The organism is Streptomyces sp. NPDC039736, from assembly GCF_055596485.1.
Window position 1 is genome coordinate 202,283 of record NZ_JBVIUQ010000004.1, and the last position, 20,340, is coordinate 222,622.

General features: G+C 72.5%; 22 protein-coding genes and 1 pseudogene. 12 read left to right on the forward strand and 11 right to left on the reverse strand.

Going from position 1 to position 20,340, the window contains the following annotated elements; translation table 11 throughout:
• Positions 1 to 57 precede the first annotated feature (57 nt).
• The 5 genes from ACZ56L_RS14220 to ACZ56L_RS14240 all read left to right on the forward strand — a co-directional run bounded on the left by ACZ56L_RS14220 (position 58) and on the right by ACZ56L_RS14240 (position 4,381).
• Entirely contained in the window at positions 58 to 1,050 is a 993-nt protein-coding gene (locus ACZ56L_RS14220) for a metal ABC transporter substrate-binding protein (protein ID WP_471064121.1), read from the forward strand.
• The gene (locus ACZ56L_RS14225; protein ID WP_471064123.1) at positions 1,050 to 1,868 is read left to right on the forward strand and encodes a metal ABC transporter ATP-binding protein; all 819 of its coding nucleotides are present in this window, start codon (positions 1,050 to 1,052) and stop codon (positions 1,866 to 1,868) included. The genes ACZ56L_RS14220 and ACZ56L_RS14225 overlap by 1 nt, the downstream gene beginning before the upstream one ends.
• Positions 1,868 to 2,746, forward strand: coding sequence for a metal ABC transporter permease (locus tag ACZ56L_RS14230; protein ID WP_345223133.1), 879 nt, complete (start codon positions 1,868 to 1,870; stop codon positions 2,744 to 2,746). The genes ACZ56L_RS14225 and ACZ56L_RS14230 overlap by 1 nt, the downstream gene beginning before the upstream one ends.
• A 76-nt stretch (positions 2,747 to 2,822) precedes the next feature.
• The gene (locus ACZ56L_RS14235; protein ID WP_345223132.1) at positions 2,823 to 3,260 is read left to right on the forward strand and encodes a Fur family transcriptional regulator; all 438 of its coding nucleotides are present in this window, start codon (positions 2,823 to 2,825) and stop codon (positions 3,258 to 3,260) included.
• 173 nt (positions 3,261 to 3,433) lie between these two features.
• Entirely contained in the window at positions 3,434 to 4,381 is a 948-nt protein-coding gene (locus ACZ56L_RS14240; RefSeq protein ID WP_471064125.1) for a trypsin-like serine peptidase, read from the forward strand.
• A gap of 65 nt (positions 4,382 to 4,446) precedes the next feature.
• On the opposite strand, the gene ACZ56L_RS14245 is transcribed toward ACZ56L_RS14240, so the two are convergent.
• The 3 genes from ACZ56L_RS14245 to ACZ56L_RS14255 form a co-directional block, all read right to left on the reverse strand.
• Complete coding sequence (locus tag ACZ56L_RS14245) at positions 4,447 to 5,298, reverse strand: isoprenyl transferase (RefSeq protein WP_345223130.1); 852 nt, start codon at positions 5,296 to 5,298, stop codon at positions 4,447 to 4,449.
• A 62-nt stretch (positions 5,299 to 5,360) separates the two neighbouring features.
• Positions 5,361 to 6,110: a DNA repair protein RecO gene (recO, locus tag ACZ56L_RS14250; RefSeq protein ID WP_345223129.1), complete on the reverse strand. Its 750-nt coding sequence runs from the start codon at positions 6,108 to 6,110 to the stop codon at positions 5,361 to 5,363.
• 80 nt (positions 6,111 to 6,190) lie between these two features.
• A complete protein-coding gene (locus tag ACZ56L_RS14255) occupies positions 6,191 to 6,379 on the reverse strand; it encodes a hypothetical protein (RefSeq protein WP_345226479.1) in 189 nt (62 codons plus the stop codon).
• 411 nt (positions 6,380 to 6,790) lie between these two features.
• Here ACZ56L_RS14255 and ACZ56L_RS14260 point away from each other — a divergent pair, with 411 nt between their 5' ends.
• From ACZ56L_RS14260 to ACZ56L_RS14270, 3 genes are all read left to right on the forward strand, one after another.
• Positions 6,791 to 7,192 carry a hypothetical protein gene (locus tag ACZ56L_RS14260; RefSeq protein WP_471064128.1) on the forward strand — a complete coding sequence of 134 codons (402 nt, stop codon included), beginning with the start codon at positions 6,791 to 6,793 and terminating at the stop codon, positions 7,190 to 7,192.
• Between the two features lie 77 nt (positions 7,193 to 7,269).
• Complete coding sequence (locus tag ACZ56L_RS14265; protein WP_345223127.1) at positions 7,270 to 7,935, forward strand: RNA polymerase sigma factor; 666 nt, start codon at positions 7,270 to 7,272, stop codon at positions 7,933 to 7,935.
• The gene (locus ACZ56L_RS14270; RefSeq protein ID WP_468686107.1) at positions 7,932 to 8,243 is read left to right on the forward strand and encodes a hypothetical protein; all 312 of its coding nucleotides are present in this window, start codon (positions 7,932 to 7,934) and stop codon (positions 8,241 to 8,243) included. Before ACZ56L_RS14265 ends, ACZ56L_RS14270 begins: the two co-directional genes overlap by 4 nt.
• 22 nt (positions 8,244 to 8,265) lie before the next feature.
• Here the strand turns inward: ACZ56L_RS14270 and ACZ56L_RS14275 are convergent, their stop codons facing one another.
• The 3 genes from ACZ56L_RS14275 to leuA all read right to left on the reverse strand — a co-directional run bounded on the left by ACZ56L_RS14275 (position 8,266) and on the right by leuA (position 11,726).
• The gene (locus ACZ56L_RS14275) at positions 8,266 to 9,021 is read right to left on the reverse strand and encodes a hypothetical protein (protein ID WP_471064131.1); all 756 of its coding nucleotides are present in this window, start codon (positions 9,019 to 9,021) and stop codon (positions 8,266 to 8,268) included.
• A gap of 67 nt (positions 9,022 to 9,088) precedes the next feature.
• Positions 9,089 to 9,790, reverse strand: a complete 702-nt coding sequence (locus tag ACZ56L_RS14280) for a TerB family tellurite resistance protein (protein ID WP_401757090.1) — start codon at positions 9,788 to 9,790, stop codon at positions 9,089 to 9,091.
• Between the two features lie 154 nt (positions 9,791 to 9,944).
• The gene (gene leuA / locus ACZ56L_RS14285) at positions 9,945 to 11,726 is read right to left on the reverse strand and encodes a 2-isopropylmalate synthase (RefSeq protein WP_468686109.1); all 1,782 of its coding nucleotides are present in this window, start codon (positions 11,724 to 11,726) and stop codon (positions 9,945 to 9,947) included.
• A 307-nt stretch (positions 11,727 to 12,033) separates the two neighbouring features.
• On the opposite strand from leuA, the gene ACZ56L_RS14290 reads away from it, so the two are divergent.
• The 4 genes from ACZ56L_RS14290 to ACZ56L_RS14305 all read left to right on the forward strand — a co-directional run bounded on the left by ACZ56L_RS14290 (position 12,034) and on the right by ACZ56L_RS14305 (position 16,158).
• Positions 12,034 to 13,110 carry a M4 family metallopeptidase gene (locus ACZ56L_RS14290; protein ID WP_471064134.1) on the forward strand — a complete coding sequence of 359 codons (1,077 nt, stop codon included), beginning with the start codon at positions 12,034 to 12,036 and terminating at the stop codon, positions 13,108 to 13,110.
• Positions 13,111 to 13,215: 105 nt separating this feature from the next.
• Positions 13,216 to 13,488: a protealysin inhibitor emfourin gene (locus tag ACZ56L_RS14295; protein ID WP_345223122.1), complete on the forward strand. Its 273-nt coding sequence runs from the start codon at positions 13,216 to 13,218 to the stop codon at positions 13,486 to 13,488.
• 58 nt (positions 13,489 to 13,546) lie between these two features.
• Positions 13,547 to 14,911, forward strand: coding sequence for a GH1 family beta-glucosidase (locus tag ACZ56L_RS14300; RefSeq protein ID WP_345223121.1), 1,365 nt, complete (start codon positions 13,547 to 13,549; stop codon positions 14,909 to 14,911).
• The gene (locus ACZ56L_RS14305) at positions 14,908 to 16,158 is read left to right on the forward strand and encodes an MFS transporter (protein WP_471064137.1); all 1,251 of its coding nucleotides are present in this window, start codon (positions 14,908 to 14,910) and stop codon (positions 16,156 to 16,158) included. The genes ACZ56L_RS14300 and ACZ56L_RS14305 overlap by 4 nt, the downstream gene beginning before the upstream one ends.
• 115 nt (positions 16,159 to 16,273) lie before the next feature.
• On the opposite strand, the gene era is transcribed toward ACZ56L_RS14305, so the two are convergent.
• The 5 genes and pseudogenes from era to ACZ56L_RS14330 all read right to left on the reverse strand — a co-directional run bounded on the left by era (position 16,274) and on the right by ACZ56L_RS14330 (position 20,290).
• Positions 16,274 to 17,227, reverse strand: a complete 954-nt coding sequence (gene era / locus ACZ56L_RS14310) for a GTPase Era (protein WP_345223119.1) — start codon at positions 17,225 to 17,227, stop codon at positions 16,274 to 16,276.
• Between the two features lie 102 nt (positions 17,228 to 17,329).
• Positions 17,330 to 17,671, reverse strand: a pseudogene (locus ACZ56L_RS14315) (transglycosylase family protein); the annotation flags it as partial.
• Positions 17,672 to 18,003: 332 nt separating this feature from the next.
• Positions 18,004 to 18,375: a cytidine deaminase gene (locus ACZ56L_RS14320; RefSeq protein WP_380837023.1), complete on the reverse strand. Its 372-nt coding sequence runs from the start codon at positions 18,373 to 18,375 to the stop codon at positions 18,004 to 18,006.
• 86 nt (positions 18,376 to 18,461) lie between these two features.
• Positions 18,462 to 19,295 carry a hypothetical protein gene (locus tag ACZ56L_RS14325; protein ID WP_471064139.1) on the reverse strand — a complete coding sequence of 278 codons (834 nt, stop codon included), beginning with the start codon at positions 19,293 to 19,295 and terminating at the stop codon, positions 18,462 to 18,464.
• Positions 19,296 to 19,393: 98 nt separating this feature from the next.
• The gene (locus tag ACZ56L_RS14330) at positions 19,394 to 20,290 is read right to left on the reverse strand and encodes a helix-turn-helix transcriptional regulator (protein WP_471064141.1); all 897 of its coding nucleotides are present in this window, start codon (positions 20,288 to 20,290) and stop codon (positions 19,394 to 19,396) included.
• Between the last annotated feature and the right edge of the window lie 50 nt (positions 20,291 to 20,340).

Here is a 20,340-nt window from a genome sequence, read left to right on the forward strand (position 1 = left end):
CAGAGCGGACAAGCGCACTATTGACAATCGTTTCCACTTTTGTTGAAAATGACTGTCATGAACGTACGACGCCTGATACCCGCCGCCGCCACCGCCGCCGCCGTCTCTCTCGGACTGGTCACCCTGTCCGCATGCGGAGGGGGTTCCTCCGCCGCGGACGGCAAGGGCGCGGACGGCGGGCTGAAGGTGACCGCGTCGTTCTACCCCCTGCAGTACCTGGCCGAGCAGATAGGCGGCGACAAGGTCTCCGTCACCACGCTGACCAAGCCGGGCGTCGAACCGCACGACCTGGAGCTGGGCCCCAAGCAGACCGCCCAGCTCGGCGAAGCGGACCTGATCCTCTACCTCGGCGGCCTCCAGCCCGCCGTCGACGAGGCCGTGAAGCAGTCCGGGGCCAAGGCCACCGTCGACGCCGCGACCCTGACGAAGATGGAGAAGCACGGCGCCGAGGCCGGCGGGCACGACCACGGGCACGGCGGCGAGGAGGCCGGGCACGAGGGCCACGGCCACGACCACGCCGAGGACGGCGCCGACCCGCACGTCTGGCTGGATCCCGTGAAGTACGCGGAGATCGCCAAGGGCGTGGAGAAGTCCCTCGCGAAGGCCGACCCGAAGAACGCCGCGACGTACGAGAAGAACAGCGCGACACTGGTCACGAAGCTGGACGGCCTGAACACGGCGTTCCGGAACGGCCTGAAGAACACCTCCACCAAGACCTTCATCACCACCCACTCCGCCTTCGGCTACCTCGCCGAGCGGTACGGCCTGGAGCAGGAGGCCATCAACGGCGTCTCCCCCGAGTCGGACCCGAGCCCGGCCCACATCAAGCAGCTCCAGAAGATCGCCAAGGAGGACAAGGTCTCCACGGTCTTCTTCGAGACGCTGATCAGCGACCGGACGGCGAAGACCTTCGCCTCGGACGCCGGCCTCAAGACGGACGTCCTGGACCCGCTGGAGGGCATCACGCCCGGCAAGTCCAAGGGCTCCACCTACATCGAGGTCATGCAGTCCAACCTCGAAGCGCTGAAGAAGGCGCTCGGCGCCAAGTGATGCCACTCCCAGCGGCCCCGGAGGCACGAACCGTGCACAACGACTCCGTCATATCCCTGAGCGCGGCGACCGCCGTGCTCGGCTCGCGCCCCGTGCTGCGCGGCATCGACCTCGCCGTCGAGCGCGGCGAGGTCGTCGCCCTGCTCGGCGCCAACGGCTCGGGCAAGTCCACCGCGGTGCGGTCCGTGATCGGGCAGGTGCCGCTCACGGGCGGCTCGGTCGAGCTGTTCGGCACGCCGCTGAAGCGCTTCAGGCAGTGGGCGCGCGTCGGTTACGTCCCCCAGCGCACGACGGCCGCGGGCGGCGTGCCCGCGACGATCCGCGAGGTCGTCTCCTCGGGGCGGCTCTCCCGCGCCCGGTTCGGGCTGCTGTCGAAGGCCGACAAGGCCGCCGTCGAGCGGGCCATCGGCCTGGTGGGCCTCGCCGACCGGGCGAAGGACTCGGTGAGCGCCCTGTCCGGCGGGCAGCACCAGCGGGTGCTGATCGCGCGGGCGCTGGCGAGCGAACCCGAACTGCTGATCATGGACGAGCCGATGGCCGGCGTCGACCTGGCCAGCCAGGAGATCCTCGCCGCGACCCTGCGCGAGCAGGTGGCCGCCGGGGTCTCCGTCCTGCTGGTCCTGCACGAGCTGGGCCCCCTGGAGCCCCTCATCGACCGCACGGTCGTCCTGCGCGACGGCCTGGTGGCGTACGACGGCCCGGTGACCGCCGGGGACGCCCTGCCCGGCCACGAACCGCACCACCTGACCCAGGAGGACTGCCACCCGCACGCGGCCCCGGCACCCGCCTCCCCCGTACCGACGGGACTGCTGAGCTGATGCTGACCGAGATCCTCTCCACCGCCTTCATGCAGCGCGCCCTGATCGCCGCCGTCCTGGTCGGCGTCACCGCGCCCGCCATCGGCATCTACCTGGTGCAGCGCCGCCAGTCCCTGATGGGCGACGGCATCGGCCACGTCGCGATGACCGGCGTCGGCCTCGGCTTCCTGATGCAGGCCAGCCCCGTGTGGACGGCCACCGTCGTCGCCGTCGCGGGCGCGGTGGTCATGGAGCTGATCCGCTGGTACGGCAAGACCCGGGGCGACATCGCCCTGGCCATGCTGTTCTACGGCGGCATGGCGGGCGGTGTGCTGCTGATCAACCTGGCGCCGACCGGTTCCAACGCCAATCTGTCCTCGTACCTCTTCGGTTCGCTCTCCACGGTCTCCCAGGAGGACGTGACGGCGATCGTGCTGCTCGCGGCGTTCGTGGTGGCGGTGACGGTCGGGCTGCGGCGGCAGTTGTTCGCGGTGAGCCAGGACGAGGAGTTCGCGCGGGTCACCGGGCTGCCGGTGCGGGCACTGAACCTGCTGGTCGCGGTGGTGGCGGCGGTGACGGTGACGGTCGCCATGCGGGTCGTGGGACTGCTCCTGGTCAGCGCGCTGATGGTGGTGCCGGTGGCGGCCGCGCAGCAGATCTCGCGCAGCTTCGCGGTCACCTTCGTGCTGGCGGTCGCCATCGGCACGGCGGTGACGCTGGGTGGCACGGTGGCCTCCTACCAGTACGACGTGCCGCCGGGCGCGACGATCGTGCTGCTGGCCATCGTGGCCTTCGTCGCACTGACACTTCTGGCCACACCGCTGGCACGACGCCGGGCCCGCGCGGGACACTCGACGGGACCGGCCGACGCGGCCGAGCCCGTGGCGGCGAAGCTCTGAGCCGGAGCGCGGCGGCGCTCCTGGCACAATGGCCCGACGTATCTACTCGCGTAATGGGCAACCTGAGGAGGCACCTGTGACGACGGCGCCGAGCGGTGCGACCGCGACGACGAACACCGCACCGGTGAAGGGGCGCTCCACCCGGCAGCGGACCGCCGTGGCGGCGGCGCTGGACGAGGTGGACGAGTTCCGCAGCGCGCAGGAACTCCACGACATGCTCAAGCACAAGGGCGACTCGGTGGGCCTGACCACGGTCTACCGCACGCTCCAGTCGCTGGCCGACGCCGGCGAGGTGGACGTGCTGCGCACCAGTGAGGGCGAGTCGGTCTACCGGCGCTGCTCCACGGGCGACCACCACCACCATCTGGTGTGCCGGATGTGCGGCAAGGCGGTCGAGGTCGAGGGCCCGGCGGTCGAGTCGTGGGCCGAGTCCGTCGCGGCCCAGCACGGCTATGTGAACGTGGCGCACACCGTGGAGATCTTCGGCACCTGCGCGGAGTGCGCCGCCGCCTGATCCCGCGCGTCTGCCGAACGCCCCAACTCCCTTGCAGAGTTGGGGCGTTCGGCGTGTTTCGGCCAAGTCGCACGGAGTGCCGCACGCACTCCTGACAGATGTTCAGCTTCCGTGGCACGCTCCTCACGCACACCGGTTTCCGCACCGCTTACCTCTTCGCAGAAGGAGTCAGCGTGAGACGTCGTCCCCCCAGTGCACTGTTCGGTCTGGCGGCCGCCGTGGGCGGTCTGCTCGCCACCGCCGCGGCCCCCGCCGCCGCATCCGGCGCCCCCTCCCCCGCCGCCCCCGCCGCCCTGACCGCCGAGCAGCAGGTACGGAACTTCTGGACGCCGGAGCGGATGCGTGCGGCGAAGCCGCTCGACCTGCTGAAGGTGTCCCCCGCCAAGGTCTCCCCGGCGAGGGCCGGCGGCCCCGCGACCTCCGTCCCCGGCACCCGGGCCTTCCCGCAGAAGGGCGGCGCGTGGACCGGCGGCGGGGCGGTGGTGAAGACCTCCGGCCGCGTGTTCTTCACGTACCAGGGCCGCACCGCCTCCTGCTCGGGCAACTCCGTCACCAGCCAGAACAAGTCGACCGTCGTCACGGCGGGACACTGCGTCAAGATGGACGGCGCCTGGCACACGAACTGGGTGTTCGTGCCCGCCTACAATGACGGCGCCACCCCGTACGGGACGTGGACCGCCGCGAAGCTCTCCGCCACCGACCAGTGGACGGCGAGCGAGGACATCAACTACGACGTGGGCCTCGCCGTGGTGAACCCGCTGAACGGGCAGAAGCTGTCCGACGTGGTCGGGGCGCAGGGCGTCCAGTTCAACGGCGGCTACAACAAGCCGATGTACGCGTTCGGCTTCCCGGCGGCCGCCCCGTACGACGGCAAGAAGCTGGTCTACTGCTCCGGGAACACCACGAAGGACTTCCTGCTCACCAAGGACCACGGCCTGGCCTGCGACATGACCGGCGGCTCCAGCGGCGGCCCGTGGTTCAACTCCTTCAACGAGTCCACCGGCACCGGCCTCCAGGCCTCGGTGAACAGCTTCGGCTACACCTTCCTGCCGGGCCGGATGTTCGGCCCGTACTTCGGCAACGAGGTGAAGGCGGCGTACGACAAGGCCCAGGCGGGCTGACCGGGCGGGCGGGGCCCGGCGGGTGCGCGCACCGGGCCCCGCCCCGCACGGGGCCCGGTGACGGCTCAGCCCTGTCCGGGAACCTGCGCGAGCGGGGAACCGCCGCCGTTCTGCTGCTCGTTGGGGACCGCCCCGCCGAAGCGCCGGTCGCGCTGCGCGTACTCGTAGCAGGCGTCCCAGAGGTTGCGCCGGTCGAAGTCCGGCCACAGCACGTCCTGGTAGACGAACTCGGCGTACGCGCTCTGCCAGAGCAGGTAGTTGGAGGTGCGCTGCTCGCCGCTGGGACGCAGGAAGAGGTCCACGTCCGGCATGTCCGGGTAGTACAGGTACTTGGCGAAGGTCTTCTCGTTGACCTTCGACGGGTCGAGCTTCCCGGCGGCGACGTCCCGGGCGACGGCCTGGGCGGCGTCCGCGATCTCGGCGCGGCCGCCGTAGTTCACGCAGAAGTAGAGGGTCATCGCGTCGTTGTCGACGGTCTGTTCCTGGGCGACCTGGAGCTCCTGGACGACCGACTTCCACATCTTGGGCATCCGGCCGACCCAGCGGATGCGGATGCCGAGCTCGTTCATCTCGTCGCGGCGGCGGCGGATGACGTCCCGGTTGAAGTTCATCAGGAAGCGGACCTCGTCGGGGGTGCGCTTCCAGTTCTCGGTGGAGAAGGCGTACAGCGAGAGGTTCTTAACGCCCATCTCCAGGCAGCCCTTGAGGACGTCCAGGACGACGCCCTCGCCGACCTTGTGGCCCTCGGTGCGGGGCAGGCCGCGCTCCTTGGCCCAGCGGCCGTTGCCGTCCATGACGATCGCGACGTGCTCGGGGACGAGCTCACCGGGAATCCTCGGGGGGCGCGCGCCGGACGGGTGCGGCTCGGGGATCTTGTACTCGCGCTTGGTGCGCCCCAGGATTCCGCGTCGTGCCATGGTTCGTAGCTCTCCCTGTGATGTGCCCGTGCTTCCCGTACTGACTGTGCCCGCCGCGTGCCCTACGCCTTCTCCACGTACCTGAGCGAGCGCAGTCCGCGCTCCAGGTGCCAGTGCAGATAGGCCGAGACCAGCCCGCTGCCCTCGCGGGCGTGCCGGGGCTCGCACGCGTCGGCCGCCGCCCAGTCCCCCGTGAGCAGCGCGCTCAGCAGAGCGACAGCCTCCGCAGAGGGTACGACGCTCCCGGGCACCCGGCAGTCACCGCATATGACGCCGCCGGCCGAGACGGAGAACAGCCGGTTGGGTCCGTCGATGCCGCACTTGGCGCAGTCGTCGAAGCTGGGGGCGTACCCGTTGACGGCGAGGGAGCGCAGCAGGAAGGCGTCGAGGATCAGGTTCGGGGCGTGCTCGGCGCGGGAGAGGGTGCGCAGACCGCCCACCAGGAGGAGGTACTGCTGCACCGCGGGTTCGCCCTCGTGGTCGGTGAACCGTTCCGCCGTCTCCAGCATGGCGGTGCCGGCGGTGTAGCGGCCGTAGTCGGTGACGATGCCGCTGCCGTAGGGGGCGATGATCTCGCCCTGGGTGCACAGCGGCAGGCCGCGGCCGACCAGCTCGCTGCCGCGGGCGAAGAACTGCACGTCGACGTGGGAGAAGGGCTCCAGGCGCGCCCCGAACTTCGACTTCGTGCGGCGTACGCCCCGGGCCACGGCCCGGACGCGGCCGTGGTGGCGGGTGAGGAGCGTGATGATGCGGTCCGCCTCGCCCAGCTTCTGGGTGCGCAGGACGATGCCGTCATCACGGAACAGACTCATGACGCCCATTGTCCCGTACGCGGGGGCGGGGCCGGGGACGGCGGCGCTTCCGGCCCGGGCGGCAGCCGGGGCCGGAGGTGCTACGGCAGCTCGCCGCGGCTGCGGGCGTTGACGTAGGCCGTGGCCGCGCTGAGCCGCTCGGCGGCCGTGGCGGGGCGGACCTCGCCCTGGTCGACGTTCCAGTCGCGGCCGCCGCCGGCCGGGGTCAGCCGCAGCAGGCAACCCACCGCCGCGACGACCCGGCCGACCCGGCCGCTGGTGAGGTCCATCACGTACGAGCCGAGAGGCGGCGGCTTCACCGCGCGCCCGGCGGCACGAGGCCGGCACTTCCCCGTGTCGAGCGCACTGTCTCCACCACGTCCTCCGTTGCTCCGGTGCTTCCCGGCGCACTGCGCCCGGGGTGCGGATTCCCCATCATTGTCGTGAATTTCCCGTGCGGGAGGGATTTCGGCTGCCGCGCTACGGGCGCGGCGCGGCCCGGCCGGCCCCCGGAGGACGGCCGCGCCGCGGACGTCCGCGGCCCGTCCCCGCAAAAACTTTCCGCACTCCGGACGCAACCTCCCGGGTACCCGCACGTCTGGTCGGTTGAAGGCGCCCTTCACCCCATGTTCCAGATCGTGCTCCGGGCGCCGTACGTCATCTCGTACGGCATCCGGTGCGCCCCGCACTCGGGAGTACCCATGTCCATGCACCGGAAGCTGACCCGCCCCCGCCTCTTCGGCGCCGTCGCCTCGGTCGCCGTCGTCCTGGGCGGCGCCTTCGCGGCCCAGGCCGTCGCCGACACGACCCCGGCGCCGGCCCCTCCGAAGTCCGGCCCGGCCGCTCCGGAGACCGCCCCGGAGGCCGCCCCGGCGCCCGCCGGCCAGACCCGCCCGGCGCCCGCCGCCCCGGAGGCCGCCCCGGCGCCCGCCGGCGAGCCCCGTCCGGCTCCCGCCGCCCCGGTGGCCGACGGCAAGACCCGTCCGGCGCCCGCCGCCCCCGTGGCCGACGGCAAGACGCGTCCGGCGCCCGCCGGGAAGTCCGATGCCGCTCCCCGCGTGGTGGAGCCGGGCAGCGCGCCCGCGCCCGCGCCGCAGAAGTAGCGGCCTCATCCGGCGGGCGGGCCTGTACGCAGGCCCGCCCGCCGCCCCCTGCCGCCCGCACCACCGGATCGAGGCCCATGCAGTACGCCGCGTACGCCGTCCCCGTCGCGCCCCCGTGGTGGTCGCGCCTGCTCGCCCGCGTGTCCGGGGCACGGGCATCCCGCCCCCGGGACGCCCGCCCGTTGCGCGCGGTCGAGAGCCAGCCGTACGACGGCACGCCGTACGGCAGCGCCCCGTACGGCGACGACTGCGAGCCGCCCACCCTCAGCGACCTCTACCGGGCCCGCCGCCTCGACATGGTCCGCCTCGCCCTGTTCCTGGTGGACGACCTGCACACCGCCGAGGACGTGGTGCAGGACGCGTTCGCCGCGGTGTGCCGCACCCACGGGACGAAGCTGGCCGGGCTCCAGGACCCCGCGGCGTACCTGCACACCGCCGTGCTCAACGCGGCCCGCTCGGTGCTGCGCAGACGGCGCACGGCACGCGCGTACACGCCGCCGCACCCGGCGGCGGGCCCGCCCGTCGACGAAGGGCTCCTGCTCGCCGAGGAGCACCGCCACGTCCTGGCGGCGCTGGCCGAACTGACCCGGCGCCAGCGCGAGGTGCTGGTGCTGCGGTACTGGTCGGAGCTGACCGAGGCGCAGACGGCGCAGGCCCTCGGCCTGTCGCGTGGCACGGTGAAGTCCACCGCGAGCCGCGCCCTGGACGCGCTGGAGAAGAAGCTGGAGAACACCACCGCATGACGCAGACCGAAGACAGGCTGCGGGCCGCGCTCGCCGCCCGGGCGGACCAGCTCACGTACTCGATGCTGCGTCGCGGCGAAGTTCCGCAGGGGCGGACCTGGGGAGTGCGCCGGGTGCGCGGGATCGCGTACGCGGTGGTGGGCGCGGCGGCGGTGGTCGCCGTGTGCCTGCTCGTGCTGCTGCCCCACAGCCCCGTGAACCCGACTCCGGTGCCGCCCGCGCAACCGCCGCGCGTGGTCGACACCCCCCGCCCGACGACGACCCCGGCCCTGCCGGAGTCGGCTCCGGCGGTGAGCCACGAACCCTAGGGCCCTGACGTCGAGGCGGGCCCTAGTGCTCGACGATCTCCTCGCGGGACTCCACCTCCCCGTCCCGGAGGATCACGAACTCCCGGTCCTCCTCCGTCAGGACCTTCAGGAACCCGGGCTCGGCCTCCAGCACATAGCCGCGCAGCGGCTCCCCGTGCCCCTTCACCACGATGCGCTCCTTGGGCATCCACGGCGTGCGGACGACGGCCGCGCTGATCAGCAGCGCGAGGACCGAGGCGGCCAGCACCAGCCCCATGAGGTGCCGGCCCGCCCACCGCGACGCCTCGCCGACCTGCCCGTGCACGCCCCTGGTCAGCACGCCCAGACCCACCATGACCGCCGTGACCAGCACCGACGCCAGCGGCAGCCACCAGGTGCCGAAGCTCAGGACGTACGCGGTCATGCCCGCGACGACGATGGCCAGCACGACGATCCCGGTCATGTCGATCCGCGGGCCCCGGTCGGGCTGCTCCTCCTCGCGCGTCCGGGCAGCCAGCACGAAACCGCCGACCACCCGGAAGAGGAACGCGGGCAGCAGGACGACGAGCAGCACGGCGGCCACGACGGAGTCGGCGAGCACCGTTCCGAGCAGGATGCCGATGCTGTCGTCGAGGTCGAGCGTGTGCAGGACGGCGAAGGCGGTGTGCCACTGGTAGCCGGACACGGCGAACAGCCGCAGCAGCAGGAAGAGGAACGCGGCCGTGGTCAGGGTGAGCCCGCTGCCCCACCCGTGCCGCCGCTCCTCACCGGACTGCTCCGCCTGCTCCTCGTGCGCCATCCCCACAACGTGCCACAGGCGCCCCGCCGCCGCTTCCCGGGAGGGTTCCGGCCCGCAGGGGCGGGCTTCAGGACGGCGTGCGGGCCGCCGCCAGGAGGCGGGCGGTGTCCGCCGCGCACAGGTGGAGGGCCGCGCCGGCCGTCGCCAGGACCTCCCGCTCCGCCGGGTTGTACGGGCCGTCGGCCAGCGCGATGCGGGCGCCCTGGAGGAGCAGGGACTCCCGGCCCGCCGGGGCCAGGTGCGGGGCGAGGGGTTCCAGGGCCTCGTGGAGCTCGATGGCGAGGGTGGCGCTGTAGGGGCAGTCGATCCCGGACTCCGCCTCCTCGGGGAGGTAGCGGCCCGATTCCGCGGAGAGCGCCTCCACGAGGTGGGTGAGCTGGTCCTCCGTACAGTCCTCGAAGCCCGCCGAGCGGACCGTGGCCGCCGCGGTGGCCGTGACCGTACGGGAGGAGGTGCCGCCGGCGGCGAGGACGGCGAGCGCGACCGTGTGGACGGCGTCGCGGAGCATCGCCGACAGCCGGACGGTGGTGGGGTGGTCGAGGGCCTCGGGGCCGAACTCGCCCTCGCAGGAGGCGCAGTGCACGACGGGTCCGACCGTGCCGCGCGCGGCGAGCGGGACGCCCAGGACGGTGCGGCGCTGCCGGCCGGTGCGGCGGGCGTAGTTGCGGTCGCCGCCGCAGCCCGGGCAGAAGAACTCGCCGTCGCCGACGGTGGTCCACGTGGTGCGCACGCCCCACAGACTGAGCGATCGGCCTCGTCCTGGCAGCACGGCGTACCTCCATAACGCTTCGGCATCTTTGCCGGGGTTGGACGTGATGTTAGCCACATCCGCGGGGCCCCGTCAGCACCCCGGGAAAAAACGGAGGTCCCGCCCCCGGCGGCGCGGGAACGGGACCTTCCGAAACATCGTGCAAAGAGCGAGGTCAGCGGGCGGCCCGGTTCACGGCGGAGACAACTGCCTTCAGGGAGGCCCGCGTCGTGTTCGGGTCGATGCCGATGCCCCACAGGACCTTGCCGTCGATCGCGCACTCGATGTACGAGGCGGCCTGCGCGGACGCGCCCTCGCTCATCGTGTGCTCCTGGTAGTCCAGCAGCCGGGCGTCGACGCCGACGGCGGCCAGCGCGTCGAAGAACGCGGAGATCGGACCGTTGCCGGAACCGGTGAGGACCGTCTCCCGGCCGTCCACGACCGCGTCCACCGTCAGGGTGTCGACGCCGTCGGTGTCGGTGGTGGTCTGGCCGGAGCGGACCTGGATGCGGCCCCACGGGTTCTCGGCGTTGGGCAGGTACTCGTCCCGGAAGACCGACCAGATGGCCTTCGGGGTGACCTCGCCGCCCTCGGTGTCCGTCTTCTGCTGGATGATCTTCGAGAACTCGATCTGCATCCGGCGCGGCAGGTCCAGCTTGTGGTCGTTCTTCAGGACGTACGCGATGCCGCCCTTGCCGGACTGCGAGTTGACCCGGATGACCGCCTCGTAGGAGCGGCCGACGTCCTTGGGGTCGATCGGCAGGTACGGGACCGCCCACTCGATGTCGTCGACGCTCTTGCCCGCGGCGGCCGCGTCGGCCTCCATGGCGTCGAAGCCCTTCTTGATGGCGTCCTGGTGGGAGCCGGAGAAGGCGGTGTAGACCAGGTCGCCCGCGTAGGGGTGGCGCGGGTGGACCTCCATCTGGTTGCAGTACTCGCTGGTGCGGCGGATCTCGTCGATCTGCGAGAAGTCGATCTGCGGGTCGACGCCCTGGGAGAAGAGGTTCATGCCCAGGGTCACCAGGTCGACGTTGCCGGTGCGCTCGCCCTGGCCGAACAGGCAGCCCTCGATGCGGTCCGCGCCCGCCATGATCGCCAGCTCGGCGGCGGCGACGGCGGTGCCGCGGTCGTTGTGCGGGTGCACCGACAGGCAGACGTGCTCGCGGCGCGTCAGGCGGCGGGACATCCACTCGAAGCGGTCGGCGTGCGTGGACGGCGTCGAACGCTCCACGGTCGCGGGCAGGTTGAGGATGATCTCGCGCCCCTCCTCGGGGCCCCACACGTCGCAGACCGCCTCGCAGACCTCCAGGGCGAAGTCCAGCTCGGTGTCGGTGAAGATCTCCGGGCTGTACTGATAGCCGAAGACCGTCTCGGGGCCGAGGATCTTCTCCGCGTACTCCATCACCAGCCGGGTGCCGTCCACCGCGATCTGCTTGACCTGCTCCTTGGTGCCGCGGAAGACCACGCGGCGGAAGGTCGGGGCGGTCGCGTTGTACAGGTGCACGGTGGCGCGGTGCGCGCCGCGCAGGGACTCCACGGTGCGCTCGATCAGCTCCTCGCGCGCCTGGGTCAGGACGGAGATCGTCACGTCCTCGGGGATCGCGCCCTCCTCGATGATCGAGCGGACGAAGGCGAAGTCGGTCTCGCCCGAGGACGGGAAGCCGACCTCGATCTCCTTGTAGCCCATGCGGACCAGCAGGTCGAACATCTCGCGCTTGCGGGCGGGCGACATGGGGTCGATCAGCGCCTGGTTGCCGTCGCGCAGGTCGGTGGAGAGCCAGCGGGGGGCCCGGGTGATGCGGGCCTCGGGCCAGGTGCGGTCGGGGATGTCCACGGCGTCGTACGGGCCGTACTTGTGGACCGGCATCCCGGACGGCCGCTGGAAGTGCCCGGCGTTCGTCACGGGGGTGGGGCTGCCGACGGACTGCGCGGACGGCTGGGCCTGCTGGGGGGTCATCGCGTGGGGCTCCTCGGGTCACCTGCAAGGGGACGGCCGACGTGTCTGCGCAGCACCAGATCCCGCGGGGAGGGGGTCGGCCTACGACTTACAGGCCCTCGCCGCGGCAGCTAAGGAGAAGCAGCCCGAAACGCATGATGTGCCGCAGCCTAACCGAGGGGCGGCGGGGGCGCCGGTCCGTATCAGTATGCAAGACCCGGCATGCGTGTCGTGGAAACTGTGATCCTTCACTCCAAGCAATGAAATATGGACCGAATCATGGTCGCGGGTAGTGACAGCGGCATGACCCAGTGCCACATTGCTCGCCATGGAAGCCATCCATCCCGTTTTCTGCACCATCGTGCCGCCCCACGTCCTCGACCGGCTCGCCCGCGCCGACGACCCCGCCCTCGCCGGTCCCGCCCGCCGCACCCTGGAGGCGGACGCCCGGCAGCGCACCCACCGCCGGCTCACCACGGTCCTCGGCGCACCGGCGGCCACGCCCTCGCCGGGAGCCGCCGACAACAAGGTCCACCGGACCGTTCACGACGCCGAGCACACCCGGAACCTGCCGGGGAAGGCCGTCCGGACGGAGGGCGCGGAGCCCGTCAAGGACGCCACCGTGAACCGCGCGTACGCCGGCCTCGGCGCCACGTTCGAGCTGCTGCTCTCGGCGTTCGGACGCAATTCCGTCGACGGCGCCGGAATGCCGCTGAACGCGACCGTGCACTTCGACCGCGACTACGGCAACGCCTTCTGGGACGGCGAGCAGATGGTGTTCGGCGACGGCGACGGCGAGATCTTCCTCGACTTCACCCTCCCCGTCGACGTCATCGGCCACGAACTGGCGCACGGCGTCACCCAGCACACGGCGAACTTCAGCTACTTCGGCCAGCCGGGGGCGCTGAACGAGTCCGTGTCCGACGTCATCGGCTCCCTCGTCAAGCAGTACGTCAACGACCAGACGGCCGCCGAGGCGGACTGGCTGATCGGGGCGGGCCTGCTCGCCGAGCGCGTCCAGGGCGTCGCCCTGCGCTCGATGAAGGCCCCGGGCACGGCGTACGACGACGACGTCCTGGGCAAGGACCCGCAGCCCGCGACGATGGACGACTACGTCAGCACCGGCCGCGACAACGGCGGGGTGCACATCAACTCCGGCATCCCCAACCACGCCTTCTACCTGCTGGCCGACGCGCTCGGCGGCAAGGCGTGGGAGCGGGCCGGGCAGATCTGGTACGACACCCTGACCGCCGGAACGCTCTCCGTCACCCCGACCTTCGCGGAGTTCGCGCAGGCCACGGTGGCGGCGTCGCGCGCCCGGTTCCGGGACGGCGCGGAGACCCTGGCCGTGCTGAAGGCGTGGGAGCAGGTCGGAGTGCCGGTGCCGAAGAAGGCGAAGCCGTAGGCGCCGTCGGCGGTCGTGGGGGCGTCCCGAGGCGGGACGCCCCTTTCGCCGTGCCGGCGGGGCGCCCCCTACCGGTGCGCCCGTACCCGTACTAGAACGGACCCCATGCTTATTCAGGTAGTCCGCACCGGAGGATTCGCCGGGATCGAGCGCCGCGCCGAGGTCGACACCTCGGGCCGGCCCGACGCCCACGCCTGGCACGCGCTCGCCGGGGAGGCGGCGGCCGCCGGGCGGGGGCTCCGGATGCCGGGGGCGGCGGTCCCGGACGGGTTCAGCTACGAGATCACCGTCGACGGGCAGACCTTCCACTGCGCGGAGCCGCAACTCTCCGACGCACAGCGCGAGTTGATCACGAGGGTGCTGAAGGAAGGCGCGTAACGGCGGGCGGCGTCACGACCGTTGACAGCGTTACCCGGCGGTACGGAGCATCTCCTCCATGACGACGCTGCCACCCGGTCCAACCGGTCCGCTGCCCCGCTTCCCCGCCAACTTCCTGTGGGGGGTCTCCACTTCGGCGCACCAGATCGAGGGGGCGGCGGCCGACGACGGGCGCGGGCCGTCCTCCTGGGACGCCTTCGCCGCCGAGCCCGGCCGCATCAAGGACGGCTCGAACGCGTCCGTGGCATGCGACCACTACCGGCGTTACCCCGAGGACGTCGCGCTCCTCAAGGAGCTGGGGGTGGGCGCGTACCGCTTCTCGGTCTCCTGGTCGCGGGTGCTGCCGGAGGGGGCGGGCGCCGTCAACAAGGCCGGGCTCGACTTCTACGACCGGCTGGTCGACGCCCTGTGCGAGGCGGGGGTGCGCCCGGTGCCGACCCTCTTCCACTGGGACACCCCGCTCGCGCTGGAGCGGGCGGGCGGGTGGCTGGAACGGGACACCGCGCACCGGTTCGCGGAGTACGCGGAGGTGGTCGCGGCCCGCCTGGGCGACCGGGTGGGGCGCTGGATCACGCTCAACGAGCCCGCCGAACTCACGCTGCTGGGGCACGCGCTGGGCGAGCACGCGCCGGGCAGGCGGCTGCTCTTCGACGCCCTGCCGGTCGCCCACCACCAGCTCCTGGCGCACGGCCTGGCGGTGGAAGTGCTGCGCGACCGCGGCTCGGGCTCCATCGGCATCGCCAACTCGCACGGGCCGACCTGGGCGGCCTCGGAGTCGGCCGGGGACCGCGCGGCGGCCGACTTCTACGACCTGCTGCTCAACCGCCTGTTCGCGGACCCGCTGCTGCTGGGGACGTACCCGGAGGGCATCGCCGAGCTGCTGCCGGGCCCGGTGGAGGACGACCTGCGGCTGATCTCGCAGCCCCTGGACTGGTACGGCGTCAACTACTACCAGCCGACCAGGGTGGGCGCCCCCGACCCGTCCGTCCCGGCGGACTTCGCGGGCATCACGATCCCGCCGGAGCTGCCCTTCTCCGTGCACCGGGTCGACGGCTTCCCCCGCACGGCCTTCGACTGGCCGGTGGTGCCCCCCGCCCTGCTGGAACTGCTGGTGGGCTTCAAGGAGCGGTACGGGGACCGGCTGCCGCCCGTGGTCGTCACCGAGAACGGCTGCAGTTACGAGGGCCTGGACGACCAGGACCGGATCCGCTTCCTGGACGGGCACCTGCGCGCCCTGCACGACGCGATGGACGAGGGCGTCGACGTGCGCGGGTACTTCGTGTGGTCGCTGCTGGACAACTGGGAGTGGGCCGAGGGGTACGCGCAGCGGTTCGGGCTCGTGCACGTCGACTTCGACACCCTGGAGCGGACCCCGAAGGCCTCCTTCGGATGGCTGCGGGACGCGCTGCGGGCACAGCGGTGACGACCCTCCCCGCCCGCTCGGCGCGGGCGGAACCCACCGCGGAGGTCTCCCGGGGGTGGACGGCGTCCCTGTCGCTCGCCAACGGGGCGATCTGGGTGGGGTGGTTCGGGCCCCTCCAGGTCCTCCTGGCGCTCCAGGCGGCCGGGCTGGCGCCCCGCGCGGGGATGGCCGAGGAGTCGTTGCTGGCGTGGGTGACGGGCGCCGGGGCCGTCGTCTCGATGGTCGCCAACCCCGTCTTCGGCGCGCTGTCGGACCGTACGACGTCCCGCTTCGGACGCCGTACGCCGTGGATCGTGGGCGGCTCCCTCACCGGCGCGGCGGCGCTGGTGCTGCTCGCCCTCGCCCCGGACCCGGTGACGATGACGCTGGGGTGGTGCCTGGTGCAGCTCGCCCTGAACGCCGCGTTCGCCGCGGTGACCGCGTCCGTGCCGGACCAGGTGCCGCACCGCACGCGCGGGCGGGTCGGCGGGTGGCTGGGCGCGGCACAGATGCTGGGCGTGGTCGCCGGGACGGGACTGGCGTCGCTGGGCGGCGTCCTCGCGGGGTACGTGGCGTGCGCGGTGTTCTGCGCGGTGGGCGTGCTGCCCTTCGTCGTACGGCACAAGGACCCGGCCCTGTCGCCGGCGGAGCGGGAGCCGCTGCGGTGGCGGGGGTTCCTGGCGGGGTTCTGGCTGAGCCCGCGCCGGCATCCGGACCTGGGGTGGGCGTGGCTGACCCGGTTCCTGATCAACCTGGGGAACTCGGTGGTGCTGCTGTACTTGCTGTACTACCTCCGGGACCGGGTGCGGTACGCCGACCCGGAGACCGGTGTGCTGGTCCTGACCGCCGTCAACGGGGTCACCCTCCTCGCCACGGTCGTGGTGGGCGGGGCGTGGTCGGACCGGGTGGGCCGCAGGAAGCCCTTCGTGCTGGGGGCCGGGGTGCTGATGGCGGGGGCCTCGGGGCTGCTGGCGGTGTGGCAGACCTGGCCGGGCGCGCTGGTCGCGGCGGCCCTGCTGGGCATCGGCTTCGGCGTCTTCACCTCGGTGGACTTCGCCCTGATGACGCAGGTCCTGCCGTCCGCGGCCGCCCGGGGCAAGGACCTCGGCCTGATCAACATCGCGAACTCGCTCCCGCAGGCGATGGCCCCGGCCCTCGCGGCGCCCGTCGTGCTCCACCTGGGCGGCTACCGCGTCCTGTACGGACTGGCCGCGGCGACGGGCCTGTTGGGCGCCCTCCTGGTCCACCGCGTCAAAGCCGTGCCCTGACCGCCCCCGCCCGCTCCTTCGCGCGTCGCGCTCCCGGCCCGCCCGGACGCCGCCCCGGCGCGAGCGCCGCGCCGGTCGTACGCCGCCGCCAGGGCCGGGAGGCGCCCCGTACCGCCTAGAACCCCAGCTTCCGCAACTGCTTCGGGTCCCGCTGCCAGTCCTTCGCGACCTTCACGTGCAGGTCGAGGTACACCGGCGTCCCCAGCAGCGCCTCGATCTGCTTCCGGGACTTCATCCCGACGTCCTTCAGCCGCTGCCCCTTGGGGCCGATGATGATGCCCTTCTGGCTGGGCCGCTCGATGTAGACGTTCGCGTGGATGTCCAGCAGCGGGCGGTCCTTCGGCCGGTCCTCCCGCGGGATCATCTCCTCGACGACGACCGCGATCGAGTGCGGCAGCTCGTCCCGCACCCCCTCCAGCGCCGCCTCGCGGATCAGCTCCGCGACCATCACCATCTCCGGCTCGTCCGTGAGGTCGCCCTCCGGATACAGCGGCGGGCTCTCCGGCAGCATCGGCGCGATCAGGTCCGCCAGCAGCGACACCTGCGACTCGCCGACCGCCGACACCGGCACGATCTGCGCCCAGGCGATTCCCAGCTCCTGCCCGAGCTGGTCGATGGCGATGAGCTGTTCCGCGAGCTGCTTGGAGTCGACCAGGTCCGTCTTGGTCACGATGGCGATCTTCGGCGTCTTCCTGATCCCGGCGAGCTCCTTGGCGATGAACTTGTCACCGGGCCCGAGCTTCTGGTCCGCGGGCACGCAGAACCCGATGACGTCGACCTCGGCCCACGTCGTCCGTACGACGTCGTTGAGCCGCTCGCCGAGGAGCGTGCGCGGCTTGTGCAGCCCGGGGGTGTCCACCAGGATCAGCTGCGCGTCCGGCCGGTGCACGATGCCGCGCACGGTGTGCCGGGTGGTCTGCGGGCGGCTGGAGGTGATCGCCACCTTCTTGCCGACCAGAGCGTTCGTGAGGGTGGACTTGCCCGCGTTGGGGCGGCCCACGAAGCAGGCGAAGCCGGCCCGGTGGGGGGCGGGGTCGGCTGCGGGGGTTTCAGGGGTACGAGCGCTCATGCGGCCCATTCTCCCCGATGCACGCCGAAGGGCCGACCAGTGGTCGGCCCTTCGGGACACGCGTCGGACGGCGTCAGGCGCTCAGGCCAGCCCGCCCTTGACGCCGCAGGAGCCCCAGGCGCCCGCGCCCTGGCCCGCGAGGACCTTCTCGGCGACGGCGATCTGCTGGGCCTGGGTGGCCTTGTGGGCGCTCGGCGCGTACGCGGTGCCGCCGTAGGCCGCCCAGGTCTGCTGGGTGAACTGGAGGCCGCCGGAGTAGCCGTTGCCGGTGTTGATGGCCCAGTTGCCGCCCGACTCGCACGCCGCGACGGCCGACCAGTTGGCACCGGAGGCGGCCGAGGCGCTGCCCGAGCCGGTGAGGATCATCGTCGCCGCCGCTCCCGCGGCGACGACGGAACCGGTGACGCGGCGGGCGACGGTGGAGCGGATCAGGGAGGAGAACACGTAGTGGCCTAACACTGGGGGACGTGGACCGCCGCGTCCGAGAGGCGGGTACGGCCTCTCGCCGGGGCCCTGGTGCGGCCCCTTGCGGCGTTCCTCCACACTCCCAGCGCCGGCGGCCCGTTTCCACGGTCCTTCGGGGGGGTTCACGGGGGCCGGACGGCCCCCGCGGCACCGCCCCGGCACCGGGACGAACGGCCCGGGCCGAAGGTCCCGGCGCGGGTGCCGCACGGGCCAGGGAGCCACGTGTCCAGGACGGCGGGCGGGGGTCGCCCGACCCGCCGTCCGCCGCCGCTGTGCCGTGTGTCACACCCGGGGTGTCCCGTGCCGCCGGGCTAGGCGGTGAGGCGTGCCCGCACGGTCGCGTCCGGCGCTGCCACCAGCACCGGTGTGCCCTCTCCGCCCAGGTCCCGCACCGCGGAGAGGTCGGCGTCGGCTGCGGTGCCGGCGGCCGTCACCACGGCGGCGGCCTCCAGCGACGAGGCGCCGCTGGCGACGGCCATCGCGACGGCGGTGCGCAGCGCGCTGAGCTTCAGGGAGTCCAGGGCGACGGTTCCGGCGACATAGGTGCGCCCGGTCTCGTCGCGCACGGCCGCACCCTCGGGAACGCCGTTGCGGGCGCGGGTGGAGCGGGCGAGGGTGATCAGCTTCTGGTCCTCGGGGTCGAGGGGCGCGTCCTGCGCGGGCGTGGTCATGGCCCCGAGCATAGGAAACGCCCCGGCCTCCCCCGCGCGAGGGGCGGCCGGGAGGCGTGTCCGGTGCACGTGGTGCGGGCGGCGGGCCGGGGCGCCCGTTACTTCTTCGCCCCGGCGGCGACCCCGTCGAGCGCGGCGGCGGCCCGGTGGACGGCGCGGTCGAACGGCTTCTCGCCGCGCTCGCCGTCCTCGCCCCAGTTGTTGAAGAGGGTGGAGATGTTCGCACCGGAGCGGAGGGAGACGACGTCGTAGTCGAGGACCTGCTCCTTCTCCGCGTCGTCGATCTTCAGCCGGTAGGAGACCTTCTGCTCGCCGAGTGCGGGCACCGCGAAGTCGGCGACGGTGACCTCGACCTTGCGGCCCTCGTACGTCGCGCCGAAGGAGGCGCAGCCCTTGGCCGCGGCGGCCAGGGACCCCATGGCCCGCTCGGCCTCGGCGGGACGCTCGTAGCCGCTGACGTCCTGGGCGATGACGCTGGACCCGGTGCGGTCGTAGAAGACCGCCTGCCGGGTGACCTTGAAGTCGGTGAGCAGCCGGCCGGTGTTCAGGACGTCGGCCAGGATGTGGCACTTCGCGGGCTCGGCCTTGTCGAGGACGTTCTGCGAGGGGTCGCCCACGTCGACGAGGACGTCCTTCTGGAACTTCCATCCGTCGGCGAGGTCCTTCTCCCCCACCAGGACGCTCTTGGCCTGCTGCGGCGTCATGGGGCCGGGCGGCTCGGGGGTGGCCGCGGCCTTCCCCTTCATGGCCTCGGCGCCGCCCCCGGTGCCGCTGCCCTCGGCGGCACTGCCGTCGGCGCACGCGGTGAGCAGCAGCAGGGACGAGGCGGCCAGGCCGGCGGCGGCGAGACGAAGCGGACGGGCCGGGCGGGCCGGAGGGACCAGAAGGAACGGACGGGCCGGTCTGGCCTGACGGAGCGGACGGTTGCGCACGGGGTACTCCAGAAGGGTGTTCGATTACTCCCGCGAACTTAAACAGCGCGTAAAGAGAACACCAAACCCGGGCACCCGGGGCCGGGGCCCGGACGGGCTCAGCCCGCCGCCGGTCCCATCGCCCCGCGCCGCCCCTCCGGCGTCGCCAGCCACTCCAGCTTCTCCGCCGTGCCCGTGCCGGGCCTCGGCGTGTGCAGCACGATCGTCAGGTCGGGCCGGGCGGGCACCCGCAACTGCGTGCTCTCCAGCTTCAGCTCGCCGACCAGCGGATGCAGCAGGTCCTTGAACGTCTGCCCGCCCGGCGCGATGTCCCTGCGCTCCCACAACTCGGCGAACACGGGGCTGAGTTCCTTCGCTTGCGCGACGATCTCCCGGAACCCCTCGTCGTCGGGGCACTCCGAGCACGCCGACCGGAACTGCGCCACCACCCGGCTCGCGGTGCCCTCCCAGTCCTTGGCCCGGGAGCGGTAGACGGGGTCGGAGAAGAACGAGAGCAGGCAGTTCTGCACGACGTCGGGCCGCATGCCGAGGACGGCGGCCGCCGCGTCGTTGTACTGCACGGCGTTCCAGTACACGTCCATGATGTGCGCCGGATACGGCAGCCATGCGTCGATCAGCCGCCGCAGCCCGCCGCACATGTCCTGGTCGCCCGGATCGACCTCGGGGGCGGGCGGGTTGAGCCCGGCGAGGACGTACAGATGACGGCGTTCCGTGCTGCTCAGCCGCAACACCCGTCCCACCGAGTCCAGCACCTGCGGAGAAACGGTGATGTCGCGCCCCTGCTCCAGCCACTGGTACCAACTGACGCCGACGCCGGCGAGCACGGCGACCTCTTCGCGGCGCAGTCCCGGTGTGCGGCGGCGCGCGCCGCCGTCGGGAAGTCCCGCCTGCGCGGGGGTGACCCGGGCCCGGCGGCTGCGCAGGAACTCCCTCAGTTCGTTGAGCCGGTGCTCCTTCATCGTCATGCCCGCGTCGTGCCGTGCGGCCGTCGTCATCCTGTGCGTCCCCCTGGTCCCGGCTGCCTGGTGGTGGCGCCAACAGGATA

Bases quoted from the DNA above. Each gene is read 5' to 3' on its own strand.
- ACZ56L_RS14220 (WP_471064121.1), top strand. From the start codon at position 58: ATGAACGTACGACGCCTGATACCCGCCGCCGCCACCGCCGCCGCCGTC.
- ACZ56L_RS14225 (WP_471064123.1), top strand. From the start codon at position 1,050: ATGCCACTCCCAGCGGCCCCGGAGGCACGAACCGTGCACAACGACTCC.
- ACZ56L_RS14230 (WP_345223133.1), top strand. From the start codon at position 1,868: ATGCTGACCGAGATCCTCTCCACCGCCTTCATGCAGCGCGCCCTGATC.
- ACZ56L_RS14245 (WP_345223130.1), bottom strand. From the start codon at position 5,298: ATGGCACGACGCGGAATCCTGGGGCGCACCAAGCGCGAGTACAAGATC.
- recO (WP_345223129.1), bottom strand. From the start codon at position 6,110: ATGAGTCTGTTCCGTGATGACGGCATCGTCCTGCGCACCCAGAAGCTG.
- ACZ56L_RS14255 (WP_345226479.1), bottom strand. From the start codon at position 6,379: ATGGACCTCACCAGCGGCCGGGTCGGCCGGGTCGTCGCGGCGGTGGGT.
- ACZ56L_RS14260 (WP_471064128.1), top strand. From the start codon at position 6,791: ATGTCCATGCACCGGAAGCTGACCCGCCCCCGCCTCTTCGGCGCCGTC.
- ACZ56L_RS14265 (WP_345223127.1), top strand. From the start codon at position 7,270: ATGCAGTACGCCGCGTACGCCGTCCCCGTCGCGCCCCCGTGGTGGTCG.
- ACZ56L_RS14270 (WP_468686107.1), top strand. From the start codon at position 7,932: ATGACGCAGACCGAAGACAGGCTGCGGGCCGCGCTCGCCGCCCGGGCG.
- ACZ56L_RS14275 (WP_471064131.1), bottom strand. From the start codon at position 9,021: ATGGCGCACGAGGAGCAGGCGGAGCAGTCCGGTGAGGAGCGGCGGCAC.
- leuA (WP_468686109.1), bottom strand. From the start codon at position 11,726: ATGACCCCCCAGCAGGCCCAGCCGTCCGCGCAGTCCGTCGGCAGCCCC.
- ACZ56L_RS14290 (WP_471064134.1), top strand. From the start codon at position 12,034: ATGGAAGCCATCCATCCCGTTTTCTGCACCATCGTGCCGCCCCACGTC.
- ACZ56L_RS14295 (WP_345223122.1), top strand. From the start codon at position 13,216: ATGCTTATTCAGGTAGTCCGCACCGGAGGATTCGCCGGGATCGAGCGC.
- ACZ56L_RS14300 (WP_345223121.1), top strand. From the start codon at position 13,547: ATGACGACGCTGCCACCCGGTCCAACCGGTCCGCTGCCCCGCTTCCCC.
- era (WP_345223119.1), bottom strand. From the start codon at position 17,227: ATGAGCGCTCGTACCCCTGAAACCCCCGCAGCCGACCCCGCCCCCCAC.
- ACZ56L_RS14320 (WP_380837023.1), bottom strand. From the start codon at position 18,375: ATGCTCGGGGCCATGACCACGCCCGCGCAGGACGCGCCCCTCGACCCC.
- ACZ56L_RS14330 (WP_471064141.1), bottom strand. From the start codon at position 20,290: ATGACGACGGCCGCACGGCACGACGCGGGCATGACGATGAAGGAGCAC.